General features: G+C 51.7%; 11 protein-coding genes. 2 read left to right on the top strand and 9 right to left on the bottom strand.

Annotation, left to right across the window (positions count from 1 at the left end; translation table 11 throughout):
• Positions 1 to 6: 6 nt before the first annotated feature.
• Positions 7 to 1332 carry a PTS sugar transporter subunit IIC gene (locus RT120_RS21130; RefSeq protein ID WP_312985786.1) on the bottom strand — a complete coding sequence of 442 codons (1326 nt, stop codon included), beginning with the start codon at positions 1330 to 1332 and terminating at the stop codon, positions 7 to 9.
• A gap of 193 nt (positions 1333 to 1525) precedes the next feature.
• Here RT120_RS21130 and RT120_RS21125 point away from each other — a divergent pair, with 193 nt between their 5' ends.
• Positions 1526 to 1831, top strand: a complete 306-nt coding sequence (locus RT120_RS21125; RefSeq protein ID WP_312985785.1) for a PTS sugar transporter subunit IIB — start codon at positions 1526 to 1528, stop codon at positions 1829 to 1831.
• A 2-nt stretch (positions 1832 to 1833) separates the two neighbouring features.
• Positions 1834 to 2151: a PTS lactose/cellobiose transporter subunit IIA gene (locus tag RT120_RS21120; protein WP_312985784.1), complete on the top strand. Its 318-nt coding sequence runs from the start codon at positions 1834 to 1836 to the stop codon at positions 2149 to 2151.
• A 56-nt stretch (positions 2152 to 2207) separates the two neighbouring features.
• On the opposite strand, the gene rpoC is transcribed toward RT120_RS21120, so the two are convergent.
• From rpoC to secE, 8 genes are all read right to left on the bottom strand, one after another.
• Complete coding sequence (gene rpoC, locus RT120_RS21115) at positions 2208 to 6431, bottom strand: DNA-directed RNA polymerase subunit beta' (protein ID WP_312985782.1); 4224 nt, start codon at positions 6429 to 6431, stop codon at positions 2208 to 2210.
• A gap of 76 nt (positions 6432 to 6507) precedes the next feature.
• Positions 6508 to 10536, bottom strand: coding sequence for a DNA-directed RNA polymerase subunit beta (rpoB, locus tag RT120_RS21110; RefSeq protein ID WP_312985781.1), 4029 nt, complete (start codon positions 10534 to 10536; stop codon positions 6508 to 6510).
• A 320-nt stretch (positions 10537 to 10856) separates the two neighbouring features.
• Entirely contained in the window at positions 10857 to 11222 is a 366-nt protein-coding gene (rplL, locus tag RT120_RS21105) for a 50S ribosomal protein L7/L12 (protein ID WP_312985780.1), read from the bottom strand.
• 66 nt (positions 11223 to 11288) lie between these two features.
• Positions 11289 to 11786 carry a 50S ribosomal protein L10 gene (gene rplJ, locus RT120_RS21100; protein WP_002438625.1) on the bottom strand — a complete coding sequence of 166 codons (498 nt, stop codon included), beginning with the start codon at positions 11784 to 11786 and terminating at the stop codon, positions 11289 to 11291.
• A gap of 349 nt (positions 11787 to 12135) precedes the next feature.
• Positions 12136 to 12840, bottom strand: coding sequence for a 50S ribosomal protein L1 (gene rplA, locus RT120_RS21095; protein ID WP_312985779.1), 705 nt, complete (start codon positions 12838 to 12840; stop codon positions 12136 to 12138).
• A gap of 3 nt (positions 12841 to 12843) precedes the next feature.
• Positions 12844 to 13272: a 50S ribosomal protein L11 gene (gene rplK / locus RT120_RS21090; RefSeq protein WP_312985778.1), complete on the bottom strand. Its 429-nt coding sequence runs from the start codon at positions 13270 to 13272 to the stop codon at positions 12844 to 12846.
• Between the two features lie 154 nt (positions 13273 to 13426).
• Positions 13427 to 13972 (bottom strand): transcription termination/antitermination protein NusG, encoded by a 546-nt coding sequence (nusG, locus tag RT120_RS21085; RefSeq protein WP_125295710.1) that lies wholly within the window; start codon positions 13970 to 13972, stop codon positions 13427 to 13429.
• Between the two features lies 1 nt (position 13973).
• Positions 13974 to 14357 carry a preprotein translocase subunit SecE gene (gene secE, locus RT120_RS21080; RefSeq protein WP_002438629.1) on the bottom strand — a complete coding sequence of 128 codons (384 nt, stop codon included), beginning with the start codon at positions 14355 to 14357 and terminating at the stop codon, positions 13974 to 13976.
• Positions 14358 to 14700 lie beyond the last annotated feature (343 nt).

The raw sequence follows: 14700 nt of genomic DNA, 5'->3' as shown, positions 1-14700 counted from the left end.
TCCTTTTTACTCGGTAGCGAGGGGCTGAACGACAGTTAAGGAGTCATCTACCGCATCTTCTTCGCGCAAATATTGCTTATCTAACGCCATGACAAAGGGATAATAAATCGTCATGGCGACAGCCAAATTAATTACCTGAAAAAGCATGCCTTTCCAGCCGCAAATCAGAAACCCACTGATAAAAATAGGTGTTGTCCAGGGTATCTCCAGGCCAGACGTTAATGGCAACAAACCGAAACTCATCGCGCTGTAGGTAATGACACACAACACAACTGGAACAATAATAAAAGGAATAAATAAAATGGGATTTAAGGCAATGGGAACGCCAAAGATAATCGGCTCATTAATATTAAAGATGGCAGCTGGAGACGCCAGCTTAGCTATTTCGCGCATCCTTTTACTCTTTGCTCTGAAAAGCATGACCAGCAACATTGCCAGAGTAAATCCCGTACCGCCGCAGATAAGAAACACATCGCGGAATTGTTGCGTGATAATATTAACTGGCGGTAAGCCTTGCTTCATCGCCTGCATATTTTCCAGCGTTAATGAACGCCAGATCGGCCCCATAATGGCTGTAACAATAGAGTCGCCGTGCAGACCAAAAAACCAGAAGAAACTCACAAAGAACTCAGCGACCATTTGTGATGGCAGCGTATTACCCAGTTCCATCATCGGTGCTTGAAGCACTTTGAATATCATCTCCTGAGCGGTGCCAAAAGGAGTAACCTCAAAAACTAAACGCGCCAGCCAAAACAACACCACCATCATGAAGGAAGGAATTAGCGAACTAAAGCTGTTGGCGACTGCTGGCGGAACGCTGGAAGGCATTTGAATCGTTAAACGTGGATGATTGAACAGCCGATATAAACGCACCGCGATTATCGTTACGATCAGCGATAAAAACAAGCCCTGGGCGCCCAGCGCCGAAACAGGAATGACATCGCTTATCACGCCATTTTCAACGGGTGCTCTGAACGGCGTAACAATTAAAAAACTCACCAGCGAGATTAACGCACATGAGATCTCATTAAGCTGCCACCTTTTCGCTAAGCTAACGCTGGTACTTATCACGACTAACAGCGCCATAATGGAATACGTTGCGTCGAGCACATAATTTAAACGGCCAATGAATTTTTCGCCAAAGCAGTGAATAATAAATCCGTTGTAGCCAGGAATAGGTAAGTTAGCAATAAGCAAGAAAAAAGAACCAATAATCAAAAAGGGCATGATACGAATAAAGCCATCTTTGATGGCTGAGAGATAGTCATTCCCTTCAATTTTCATTGCCAAAGGCAGTATTTTTCTTTCCATCAATTCAGTGAAATTATTCATAGGGATCCCTGATCGATTATTTATTGTTAAGTGGTATATACCACCTTATTTGAGACTAAGCCTGTGTTTATGCACTGTCAATCCTGCATTTCTGTTTTGTGATAACTCACGCATATTCGAATTATTCAGGTTGTTGCCGACAAGCGGCAGAGATAATTATCATATTAATAATCAGGAAAAGTGGATACGACCTATGAAGAATATCGTTTTGTGCTGTGCTGCCGGGATGTCCACCAGCATGTTGGTCCAACGCATGCAGGATGCCGCGCAGAAAAAAGGCATTGAAGTGTCGATTAAAGCAGTGCCCGTCGCCGAGTTTAAGGACAATCTCGACAGCGCGGATATTATTCTGCTCGGCCCGCAGGTGAAGTATGAGCAGGCTAAACTTCAGGCGCTTGCCGATCCGCAGGGCAAGAAAGTCGCGGTAATCGATATGGTGGATTACGGCATGATGAAAGGCGATGTGGTGCTCGAAAAAGCGCTTAAGCTGCTGGAGTAAACATGGACGATCTGGAAACGCTCATTATGGAGCTGTTAGTGAATGCCGGTGCGGCGCGCAGCGAGGCGTTATGCGCGCTGCGGCTGGCCCGAAGCGGCGACTTTGGCGGTGCCGAACAGGCAATGGTGCAATCCCACGAATTTGTTAAGCAGGCCCATAAAATCCAAACCCAGCTTATCGGGATAGACGAAGGCTCCGGCAAACTGCCGGTGAATCTGATTACCGTACATTCTCAGGATCACCTGATGAACGCGATGGTCATTCAGGATTTGGCGGAAGATATGATTGAGCTTTACCGGCGGTTGCCGCCCGCAAACTGATTTGTTTCAGCCATAAAAAAACCCGCCGAAGCGGGTTTTTTATTAGCTGAGCACGATTACTCGTTATCAGAACCACCCAGACCTGCGTTCAGCAGTTCTGCGAGGCTGGCAGTGGCGTCTTCTGCAGTCACCTGCGGTGCAGCCGGGAGTTCACCCGCAGCACGGCGACGCATACGATCCTGGTGGTACGCATAACCGGTACCCGCCGGGATCAGTCGACCCACGATCACGTTCTCTTTCAGGCCGCGCAGTTCATCGCGTTTACCCGCAACCGCTGCTTCGGTCAGCACACGAGTGGTCTCCTGGAACGATGCCGCGGAGATGAAGGACTCGGTTGCCAGAGAGGCTTTTGTGATACCCAGCAGATCGCGCGCGTAAGTCACGCCAATCTTGCCGTTCGCTTCCAGTTCGCGGTTAGCGATCTTGATGCGGGAGTATTCAGCCTGCTCGCCTTCCAGGAAGTCGGAGCTGCCTGCATTAACGATGGTTGCTTTACGCAGCATCTGACGAACGATAACTTCGATGTGCTTATCGTTAATCTTAACGCCCTGCAGACGGTAAACGTCCTGCACTTCGTTAGTGATGTAACGGGTCACAGCATGGACGCCACGCAGACGCAGAATGTCGTGCGGCGCTTCCGGGCCATCAGACACTACGTCGCCGCGTTCAACGCGTTCACCTTCAAACACGTTGAGCTGACGCCATTTCGGAATCATCTCTTCGTACGGATCGCTACCATCAACCGGCGTGATCACCAGACGGCGTTTACCTTTGGTTTCTTTACCGAAGGAAATGATACCGCTGATTTCCGCCAGGATTGCCGGCTCTTTCGGACGACGCGCTTCGAACAGATCCGCAACGCGCGGCAGACCACCGGTAATATCCTTAGTACCGCTGGATTCCTGAGGAATACGCGCCAGAGCATCACCTGCACCGATCTGAATGCCATCTTCCAGTTGAACGATCGCTTTACCCGGCAGGAAGTACTGCGCAGGCATGTCGGTGCCAGGGATCAGAACGTCATTACCGTTGGCATCAACGATTTTCAGTGCAGGACGCAGATCTTTACCACCGGCAGTACGTTCAGCAGAATCCAGAACCACCAGAGATGACAGACCGGTCAGCTCGTCAGTCTGACGAGTAATGGTCTGGCCGTCGATCATGTCAGTAAAGCGGATAAAACCACTTACTTCAGTGATAACCGGCATGGTGTGCGGATCCCAGTTTGCAACGGTTTCACCGCCAGCAACCTGTTCGCCATCACCTTTCGCCATAACCGCACCGTAAGGCACTTTATAGCTCTCTTTGGTACGACCGAATTCGTCGATCAGCTTCAGCTCGGTGTTACGAGAAGTCACTACCAGTTTACCGGCAGAGTTAACAACCGACTTCGCGTTGCTGAGCTTGATGCTACCTTTGTTTTTCACCTGGATGCTGGATTCAGCAGCCGCACGGGATGCCGCACCACCGATGTGGAACGTACGCATCGTCAGCTGTGTACCCGGCTCACCGATGGACTGTGCCGCGATAACGCCGATAGCTTCACCTTTGTTGATGATGTGGCCACGCGCCAGGTCACGACCGTAGCAGTGTGCACATACACCAAAGTCGGTGTCACAGGATACAACGGAACGCACTTTCACCGAGTCAACAGAGTTAGCTTCTAACACGTCACACCACTGTTCGTGGAGCAGCGTATTACGCGGCACCAGGATGTCAGCAGTGCCCGGCTTGAGCACGTCTTCGGCAGTTACACGGCCCAGAACGCGGTCACGCAGCGGCTCTTTAACGTCGCCACCCTCGATAACCGGGGTCATCATGATACCTTCGTGGGTACCACAATCGTCTTCGGTCACCACCAGATCCTGCGCCACGTCAACCAGACGACGGGTCAGGTAACCGGAGTTCGCCGTTTTCAGTGCGGTATCCGCCAGACCTTTACGCGCACCGTGCGTGGAGATGAAGTACTGGAGTACGTTCAGACCCTCACGGAAGTTCGCGGTGATCGGCGTTTCGATGATGGAGCCATCCGGCTTCGCCATCAGACCACGCATACCTGCAAGCTGACGAATCTGTGCAGCAGAACCACGCGCACCGGAGTCGGCCATCATGTAGATGCTGTTGAAAGAAACCTGCTGCTCTTCTTCACCGTTACGGTTAATAACGGTTTCCGTTTGCAGGTTATCCATCATCGCTTTGGATACACGATCGTTCGCCGCAGCCCAGATATCGATAACTTTGTTATAGCGTTCGCCAGCGGTTACCAGACCAGACTGGAACTGTTCCTGAATCTCAGCAACTTCTGCTTCCGCTTCGGAGATGATCTCGTGTTTCTTCTCCGGGATAACCATGTCGTCGATACCTACGGACGCACCTGAGCGCGCTGCATAGGCAAAACCGGTGTACATGGTCTGGTCAGCAAAAATAACGGTCGGCTTCAGGCCCAGAATGCGGTAACAGGTGTTCAGCATTTTGGAGATCGCTTTCTTGCCCAGCGCCTGGTTGACGATGGAGAAAGGCAGACCTTTCGGCACGATCATCCACAGGATCGCACGGCCAACGGTCGTGTCGATCAGGCTGGTTTTCGCAACGAATTCGCCGTTAGCGTCTTTTTCGTATTCAGTGATACGCACTTTAACGCGCGCATGCAGAGAGGCCAGGCCAGCGCGATAAATACGCTCCGCTTCTTTCGGGCCAGTCAGCACCATGCCTTCGCCTTTGGCGTTAACACTGTCACGGGTCATGTAGTACAGACCCAGTACAACGTCCTGAGACGGAACGATGATGGGCTCGCCGTTCGCCGGAGACAGGATGTTGTTGGTAGACATCATCAGCGCACGCGCTTCCAACTGGGCTTCCAGCGTCAGCGGTACGTGAACAGCCATCTGGTCACCATCGAAGTCGGCGTTATAGGCCGCACAAACCAGCGGGTGCAGCTGGATAGCTTTACCTTCGATCAGAACCGGTTCGAACGCCTGAATACCCAGACGGTGCAGGGTTGGGGCACGGTTCAGCAGTACCGGGTGTTCGCGGATAACTTCGTCCAGGATATCCCAAACGACAGCTTCTTCACGCTCAACCATTTTCTTAGCGGCTTTGATGGTGGTGGCGAGGCCACGCAGTTCCAGCTTGCCGTAGATAAACGGTTTGAACAGCTCCAGCGCCATTTTCTTCGGCAGACCGCACTGATGCAGACGCAGGTATGGACCTACGGTGATAACAGAACGACCGGAGTAGTCAACACGCTTACCGAGCAGGTTCTGACGGAAACGACCCTGTTTACCTTTGATCATATCGGCCAAAGATTTCAGAGGACGTTTGTTGGAACCGGTGATCGCACGACCGCGACGGCCGTTATCCAGCAGGGCGTCAACCGCTTCCTGCAGCATACGTTTTTCGTTGCGTACGATGATGTCCGGCGCAGCCAGATCCAACAGACGTTTCAGACGGTTATTACGGTTGATCACGCGACGATACAGATCGTTCAGATCGGACGTCGCGAAACGACCGCCGTCCAGCGGTACCAGCGGACGCAGATCTGGCGGCAGAACCGGCAGAACGGTCAGGATCATCCACTCCGGCTTGTTGCCAGACTGAACGAACGCTTCCAGCAGCTTGATACGCTTGGTCAGCTTTTTACGTTTCGTTTCGGAGTTGGTTTCGTTCAACTCTTCGCGCAGCTGTTCGCATTCCTGCTCCAGATCCATGCTTTTCAGCAGGGCCTGAATAGCTTCGGCGCCCATTTTCGCGTCGAATTCGTCACCGAACTCTTCCAGCGCGTCCAGGTACTGTTCTTCGGTCAGGATCTGGCTACGTTCGAGGTTGGTCATGCCACCTTCGATAACCACATAAGATTCGAAGTACAGAACACGTTCGATATCGCGCAGCGGCATATCCAGCAGCAGACCGATACGGGACGGCAGAGATTTTAGGAACCAAATGTGCGCGGTCGGAGAGGCCAGTTCGATGTGACCCATACGCTCACGGCGCACTTTAGTCTGGGTGACTTCAACGCCGCACTTCTCACAAATCACACCACGGTGTTTCAGGCGCTTGTACTTACCGCACAGGCACTCGTAGTCTTTTACTGGCCCGAAAATACGCGCACAGAAAAGGCCGTCACGCTCAGGCTTGAACGTACGGTAGTTGATGGTTTCCGGCTTCTTAACTTCACCGAACGACCATGAACGGATCATGTCTGGCGAGGCCAGAGCAATTTTGATCGCATCAAACTCTTCGGTTTTAGTCTGCGCTTTCAGAAACTTTAATAAATCTTTCACGGATTGGCTCCCGTCGGAGTTAGCACAATCTGCCGCCAGGTTTTACCCTGGCAGCAGTGACCTGTTTGAGCGAGAGTTACTCGTCTTCCAGCTCGATATTGATACCCAGCGAACGGATCTCTTTCAACAATACGTTGAAGGATTCCGGCATGCCCGGTTCCATCTGATGGTTGCCATCCACGATGTTCTTATACATCTTGGTACGGCCGTTCACGTCATCAGACTTAACGGTCAGCATTTCCTGCAGGGTATAGGCAGCGCCGTATGCTTCCAGTGCCCACACTTCCATCTCACCGAAGCGCTGGCCACCGAACTGTGCCTTACCACCCAGCGGCTGCTGAGTAACCAGGCTGTAAGAACCGGTGGAACGGGCGTGCATTTTGTCATCAACCAAGTGGTTCAGTTTCAGCATGTACATGTAGCCAACGGTAACCTGGCGCTCGAATTGCTCACCGGTACGACCGTCGAACAGTGTGATCTGACCGGAAGTCGGCAGGCCACCCAGCTGTAACAGTTCCTTGATTTCAGACTCTTTCGCACCGTCGAATACCGGCGTTGCAATCGGCATACCTTTTTTCAGGTTTTCAGCCAGACGCAGGACTTCTTCATCGCTGAAGGTGTTCAGGTCAACTTTCTGACAAACGTCTGCACCGAGGTCATACGCTTTCTGGATGAATTCGCGCAGTTTCGCGACTTCCTGCTGCTGCTTCAGCATGGCGTTGATCTTGTCGCCGATACCTTTCGCAGCCATACCCAAGTGGGTTTCCAGAATCTGACCGATGTTCATACGAGACGGTACGCCCAGCGGGTTCAGTACGATGTCAACCGGCGTGCCGTTTTCATCGTAAGGCATATCTTCGATCGGGTTGATCTTGGAGATAACACCTTTGTTACCGTGGCGGCCTGCCATTTTGTCACCCGGCTGAATCTGACGTTTAACGGCCAGATACACTTTAACGATTTTCAGCACGCCCGGTGCCAGGTCATCGCCCTGAGTGATTTTGCGGCGCTTAGCCTCGAGTTTTTTCTCAAACTCGTGCTTCAGCTCGTCGTACTGCTCAGCCAACTGCTCAAGCTGATTCTGTTTCTCTTCGTCGGTCAGGCCCAGTTCCAGCCAGCGATCGCGGGACAGCTTGTCGAGCTTCTCAGCTTCAACGCCGCCAGCAACCAGCACAGCATAGATACGACCAAACAGGCCGGCTTCGAGGATCTGCAGTTCTTCAGACAGGTCTTTCTTAGCCTGCTTAAGCTGCATTTCTTCGATTTCCAGGGCACGCTTGTCTTTTTCCACGCCATCACGGGTAAAGACCTGAACGTCGATAACGGTACCGGAAACACCGTTCGGTACGCGCAGAGAAGAGTCTTTAACGTCAGACGCTTTCTCACCGAAGATCGCACGCAGCAGTTTCTCTTCTGGCGTCAGTTGGGTTTCACCTTTCGGCGTTACCTTACCGACCAGAATGTCGCCGCCAGTCACTTCAGCACCGATATAAACGATACCGGATTCATCCAGTTTGGAGAGCGCAGCCTCACCCACGTTCGGGATGTCAGCGGTGATCTCTTCCGGCCCCAGCTTGGTGTCACGGGACACACACGCCAGTTCCTGAATGTGGATGGTCGTGAAACGGTCTTCCTGAACCACACGCTCGGAAACGAGGATGGAGTCTTCGAAGTTGTAACCATTCCACGGCATAAACGCTACGCGCATGTTCTGACCGAGCGCCAGTTCACCGAGGTCGGTGGACGGACCGTCTGCCAGCACGTCGCCGCGTTCAACCGGCTCACCCAGGGACACGCACGGCATCTGGTTGATGCAGGTGTTCTGGTTAGAACGGGTGTATTTAGTCAGGTTATAGATGTCGATACCTGCTTCGCCCGGGTACATCTCGTCTTCGTTAACTTTGATAACGATACGGGATGCATCCACGTACTGAACGGTACCGCCACGTTTAGCCACGGCGGTTACGCCGGAGTCAACGGCAACAGCACGTTCCATACCGGTACCCACCAGCGGCTTATCAGCACGCAGAGTCGGAACCGCCTGACGTTGCATGTTCGCACCCATCAATGCACGGTTGGCGTCATCGTGTTCCAGGAACGGGATCAGGGACGCACCGACGGAAACCACCTGCTGGGTGGAAACGTCCATGTAGTCAACCTGGTCGTTACTGAACAAGCTGGATTCGCCCTTACTACGGCAAGTGACCAGATCGTCGACGAAACGGCCTTCTTCGGTCAGGTTGGTGTTCGCCTGAGCGATGACGTAGTTACCTTCTTCAATTGCGGAGAGGTAATGGATCTCGTCAGTCACCACGCCATCAACAACGCGACGATACGGGGTTTCGAGGAAGCCGTATTCGTTAGTCTGTGCGTACACAGACAGGGAGTTGATCAGACCGATGTTCGGACCTTCAGGGGTTTCGATAGGACATACACGACCGTAGTGGGTTGGGTGTACGTCACGTACTTCAAAGCCCGCACGCTCACGAGTCAGACCACCTGGGCCGAGTGCAGAGATACGACGCTTGTGCGTAATCTCAGACAGCGGGTTGTTCTGGTCCATAAACTGAGACAGCTGGCTGGAACCAAAGAACTCTTTCACTGCCGCAGAGATCGGCTTGGCGTTAATCATATCCTGAGGCATCAGGGTATCAAGGTCGCCCAGAGACAGACGCTCCTTCACCGCGCGCTCAACACGCACCAGGCCAACGCGGAATTGGTTTTCCGCCATTTCGCCTACGGAACGGATACGACGGTTGCCGAGGTGGTCGATATCATCCACTTCGCCTTTGCCGTTACGGATATCGATGAGCTTCTTCATCACTTCGATGATGTCGTCTTTGCTCAGGATACCGGAGCCTTCGATTTCTTCGCGCAGCAGAGAACGGTTGAACTTCATACGACCCACCGCGGACAGATCGTAGCGGTCTTCGGAGAAGAACAGGTTCTCGAACAGGCTTTCAGCAGCTTCGCGCGTCGGCGGCTCACCAGGGCGCATCATGCGGTAGATTTCTACCAGCGCGCTCAGGCGATCGTTGGTCGGGTCGACACGTACCGTTTCGGACATGTAGGCGCCGTGATCCAGATCGTTGGTGAACAGCGTTTCGATACGCTTGTGGCCGGACTGGCTCAGTTTCGCCAGCAGATCCAGAGAGAGCTCCATGTTCGCCGCGCAAATCAGCTCGCCGGTGGACTCATCAACATAATCTTTCGCAGCCACTTTACCGGCAATGTATTCAACCGGTACTTCGATGTGCTTAATGTCGTCTTTTTCAAGCTGACGAATATGGCGCGCAGTAATGCGGCGGCCTTTTTCGACATACACTTTGCCGTCTGCTTCGATATCGAAAGAAGCGGTTTCGCCACGCAGACGCTCCGGGACCAGCTCCATTTGCAGCTTGTTGTCACGGATTTCGAAAATCACTTTCTCAAAGAACAGGTCAAGGATCTGTTCAGTGGTGTAGTTCAGCGCGCGCAGAATAATGGTTGCAGGCAGTTTACGGCGACGGTCGATACGGACAAACAGGTTGTCTTTCGGATCGAATTCGAAGTCCAGCCAGGAACCACGGTAAGGGATAATACGTGCGTTATATAGCACCTTACCTGAAGAGTGAGTTTTACCCTTGTCGCTGTCGAAGAACACACCCGGGCTACGGTGCAGCTGAGACACGATAACGCGCTCAGTACCGTTGATAACGAAAGTACCGTTATCGGTCATGAGCGGGATTTCGCCCATGTACACTTCTTGTTCTTTAATGTCTTTAACGGTGCCTTCCGGCGCTTCGCGCTCGTAGATCACCAGACGCAGTTTCACGCGCAGCGGAGCCGAATAGGTTACGCCACGGATTTGACACTCTTTAACGTCAAATACGGGTTCGCCAAGACGGTAACTGACGTACTGCAGTTCCGAGTTGCCGCTATAGCTCTTGATCGGGAACACGGAACGGAATGCCGCTTCCAGACCATACTGGCCTTCAGGATCTTGCTCGATAAACTTCTGGAACGAGTCAAGCTGGATAGAAAGGAGATAAGGAATGTCCAACACTTGCGGACGTTTTCCAAAATCCTTACGAATACGTTTTTTCTCGGTATAGGAGTAAACCATAGGGTTCCTCAGCTCGCTGACAAGTCGACCCACTCTGTCCATTGAATAAGGACAGTTTATGCAACACCATTTTGTTGACCGGAAAATGGAACACTTTCCGCAATGCCTGTTTCTATCACTCTTAAACCATTTCGTTGCGATTTACACAGTGCGCTTGCCCTGTCGCAATATATTAAGTCGTCGATAGAAATAACCATTGGGGGAAACCAGTAGATAAATAGTGTGAAAGGCTACTGGCGCCCTGTAGCGCAAAAAGGCTGGTGACCAAAAAGTCACCAGCCATCAGCCTGATTACTCAGGCTGCAACCAGAAAAGTTGGCTTATTTAACTTCAACTTCAGCGCCAGCTTCTTCCAGAGATTTTTTCAGAGCTTCTGCGTCGTCTTTGCTGATGCCTTCTTTCAGAGCGGCCGGAGCGGATTCAACCAGGTCTTTAGCTTCTTTCAGACCCAGGCCAGTCGCGCTACGTACAGCTTTGATTACGGCAACTTTGTTAGCGCCGGCAGCTTTCAGAATTACGTCGAATTCAGTTTTCTCTTCAGCAACTTCAGCCGGGCCAGCAGCAACAGCGACAGCAGCAGCAGCAGAAACACCGAATTTTTCTTCCATTGCAGAAATCAGTTCTACAACGTCCATTACGGACATAGCGGATACTGCTTCAATGATTTGATCTTTAGTGATAGACATTTAAATTGTTCCTGAAAATCAGAATAAAGTTATATGTAAGCAGATGCTTTATAAAGATAACTGCAATTAAGCAGCTTCTTTTGCATCGCGAACAGCAGCCAGAGTGCGAACCAGTTTGCCAGCCGAAGCTTCTTTCATGGTTGCCATCAGGCGTGCAATTGCTTCTTCGTAGGTCGGCAGGGTTGCCAGGCGATCGATTTGCGATGCCGGGATCAACTCACCTTCAAAGGCTGCGGCTTTGACCTCAAATTTTGCATTCGCTTTCGCGAACTCTTTGAACAGACGAGCAGCAGCGCCCGGGTGTTCCATAGAGTATGCAATCAGGGTCGGACCAACGAACGCGTCTTTCAGGCACTCAAACTGAGTCCCTTCAACAACACGGCGCAGCAGGGTGTTACGAACAACACGCATGTATACGCCGGCTTCGCGACCTGCTTTACGCAGTTCAGTCATTTTGTCTACAGTAACGCCACGGGAATCCGCAACTACTGCAGACAGCGCGCCTTTGGCTACTTCGCTGACTTCAGCAACAATCGCTTGTTTGTCTTGAAGATTTAAAGCCATTAGCTTTGCTCCTGGATGTTTGCCGGAACTCATGTTCCGGAACTCACTTCACTCTTCCCAAAAAGAAAAGAGCGTCTTAATACGGTGAGCAGAAACAAGCCAAAGAAAACTTTTAAAAAGGTCTTCAGGTTCTGTCACCGTCTACGCAGGACATTAAGTTTCAAAGAAACACCTGCGGTCTTGGACGGGGCCTGGATAAGGCCAGGCTCCAACCGAAAATTCTGTCTACGCGTTCACCTTTTGAATCACTGTTGCGATTCGCATGGCTCGCATAGCGTTCTGTCTTATTCGACAGAATCGTGGGCGTAAGATTGTAGACAAATCCGCCGCCCACGTAAATAGCGAATTATTAGTTCGCTGATGCGTTCAGACCAGCCTGGTCAATCGCAACACCTGCACCCATGGTGGTGGAGATGCTAACTTTCTTGATGAAAACACCTTTCGCCTGAGACGGTTTTGCTTTTTTCAGCGCAACCAGCAGGGATTCCAGGTTTTCTTTCAGTTTGTCAGCGTCAAAGTCCACTTTACCGATGGTGGTGTGGATGATGCCGTTTTTGTCGTTACGGTAACGAACCTGACCGGCTTTCGCGTTTTTAACCGCTTCAGCAACGTTCGGCGTTACAGTACCGACTTTCGGGTTCGGCATCAGGCCGCGTGGGCCCAGAACCTGGCCCAGTTGGCCAACAACGCGCATTGCATCCGGGGAAGCAATAACAACGTCAAAGTTCATTTCGCCTTTCTTGATCTGGTCAGCCAGATCTTCCATACCTACCAGCTCAGCGCCAGCAGCTTTAGCTGCTTCAGCGTTCGGGCCCTGGGTAAATACAGCTACGCGAACTGAACGGCCAGTACCGTGCGGCAGTACAGTTGCACCACGTACGTTCTGGTCAGATTTACGCGCGTCGATGCCGAGGTTAACAGCAACGTCAACGCTTTCTACGAATTTAGCGGTAGCCAGTTCTTTCAGCAGAGAAATAGCTTCGTTGATGTCGTACTGTTTGGTCGCATCAACTTTCTCACGGATCACACGCATGCGCTTGGTCAGTTTAGCCATTTCTTAGTCCTCCACTACCAGGCCCATGGAACGAGCAGTACCTTCGATTGAGCGAGTCATCGCTTCAATGTCAGCACCAGTCATGTCCGCTGCTTTAGTCTGCGCAATTTCCTGCACCTGAGCGCGGGTTACTTTACCCACTTTGTCTTTGTTCGGCTTGCCGGAACCAGACTTAACACCCGCCGCTTTTTTCAGCAGAACGGCTGCCGGCGGAGTTTTGGTAACGAAGGTGAAAGAACGGTCAGCATAAACGGTGATAACAACCGGAATCGGCAGACCTTTTTCAATGGAATCAGTTTTGGCGTTGAACGCTTTGCAGAATTCCATGATGTTCACGCCCTGCTGGCCCAGTGCCGGACCAACTGGCGGACTCGGGTTCGCCATACCAGCTGCTACTTGCAGCTTAACGTAGGCTTGTACTTTCTTAGCCATTCTAAAATCCTCTGATTGGGTGATAGCGCTTCAATGAAGCTCCCCGTTATAAAAATCGTTTTACGGGCAAGGCCCATAAAAACAAAAGGCGCGAAATTGTAGTCCAATCTCGCGCCCTGTGCAACGATTAATCGTTGCTTTTACAACCTGACTGTTAGGCCTTTTCGACCTGAGCAAAGTCCAGTTCAACTGGCGTTGCGCGTCCGAAAATGGATACAGACACTTTCAGGCGGCTTTTCTCGTAATCGACTTCTTCAACAACGCCGTTGAAGTCAGCAAACGGACCATCGCTAACACGAACCATCTCACCCGGCTCAAACAGCGTTTTCGGACGCGGCTTATCACCCACCTGCTGCAGGCGGTTCATAATCGCATCCACTTCTTTATCGCTGATCGGAGCCGGACGATCCGAAGTACCACCGATGAAGCCCATCACACGCGGTACGCTGCGCACTAAGTGCCAGCTCGCATCGTTCATGACCATTTGGACCAGCACATAGCCCGGGAAGAATTTGCGTTCGCTTTTGCGACGCTGGCCGCCACGGATCTCCACAACTTCTTCAGTTGGGACCATCACGTCGCCAAACAACTCTTCCATGTTATGTAATTTGATATGCTCGCGCAGGGAAGTCGCTACGCGGCCTTCAAAACCGGAAAACGCCTGAACGACGTACCAGCGCTTTTTAGGAGCTTCAGACATCTCAGAACCTCAGGCCAGTGATAAAAGAAACCAGGCGGACCAGAATACCATCCAGGCCCCACAGGATCAGTGACATTACAGCAGTAACCGCCGCTACAATTAACGTGGTATGCAATGTTTCCTGGCGAGTTGGCCAAATCACTTTACGGACTTCGGTTCTCGCTTCACGGGCAAACGCGACGGTCGCTTTGCCTTTCGTGGTCAGCAGCGCAACGCCGCCCGCTGCCGCAATTAAAATCACCACTGCCAGGGCACGCAACGGCAGGGATATATCACGATAAATGTAGTTGCCTACGATAGCTACGATAAGCAGCACCGCCACGGCGATCCATTTCATCGCTTCCAGGCCGCGCCCACTTCCCTGAGCTTCGGTATTCGCACTCATAAACCAACCTGTCACAATAAATCAGACAAACATTTTTGCCCCGCCACAGCGAGGCAAACCGAACCGAATCGCGTATTTCCGTCATTTTTCAATCCGTTACTGCATTAATCAGTAACATGGCGGAGGATAAATGTTTCGGACTAAACGCCCTCTTCAGAGCCTGTCTCAGCAATGATTATGAGAAAAAAATCACTGATGAGCCAGGTTCTGGTTCGAAAGCGTGCAAAAAGGGCATCAAATGATGCCCTTTTCATGCGCATTGCGTCAAATGTTATCAGCGATTAGCTGAGAACTTTAGCAACAACGCCCGCGCCAACGGTACGGCCGCCTTCACGGATTGCGA

The sequence above is a fragment of the Atlantibacter sp. genome, from assembly GCF_032062175.1.
GTDB lineage: Bacteria > Pseudomonadota > Gammaproteobacteria > Enterobacterales > Enterobacteriaceae > Atlantibacter.
Note: the sequence above shows the minus strand (reverse complement) of the source record. Positions and strands in the feature narration are given on the sequence as shown.

Excerpts from the sequence above, each read along its gene's own strand:
- rplL (WP_312985780.1), bottom strand. The coding sequence starts at position 11,222 with ATGTCTATCACTAAAGATCAAATCATTGAAGCAGTATCCGCTATGTCC.
- secE (WP_002438629.1), bottom strand. The coding sequence starts at position 14,357 with ATGAGTGCGAATACCGAAGCTCAGGGAAGTGGGCGCGGCCTGGAAGCG.
- RT120_RS21130 (WP_312985786.1), bottom strand. The coding sequence starts at position 1,332 with ATGAATAATTTCACTGAATTGATGGAAAGAAAAATACTGCCTTTGGCA.
- rpoB (WP_312985781.1), bottom strand. The coding sequence starts at position 10,536 with ATGGTTTACTCCTATACCGAGAAAAAACGTATTCGTAAGGATTTTGGA.
- RT120_RS21125 (WP_312985785.1), top strand. The coding sequence starts at position 1,526 with ATGAAGAATATCGTTTTGTGCTGTGCTGCCGGGATGTCCACCAGCATG.
- RT120_RS21120 (WP_312985784.1), top strand. The coding sequence starts at position 1,834 with ATGGACGATCTGGAAACGCTCATTATGGAGCTGTTAGTGAATGCCGGT.
- rplA (WP_312985779.1), bottom strand. The coding sequence starts at position 12,840 with ATGGCTAAACTGACCAAGCGCATGCGTGTGATCCGTGAGAAAGTTGAT.
- nusG (WP_125295710.1), bottom strand. The coding sequence starts at position 13,972 with ATGTCTGAAGCTCCTAAAAAGCGCTGGTACGTCGTTCAGGCGTTTTCC.
- rplJ (WP_002438625.1), bottom strand. The coding sequence starts at position 11,786 with ATGGCTTTAAATCTTCAAGACAAACAAGCGATTGTTGCTGAAGTCAGC.
- rplK (WP_312985778.1), bottom strand. The coding sequence starts at position 13,272 with ATGGCTAAGAAAGTACAAGCCTACGTTAAGCTGCAAGTAGCAGCTGGT.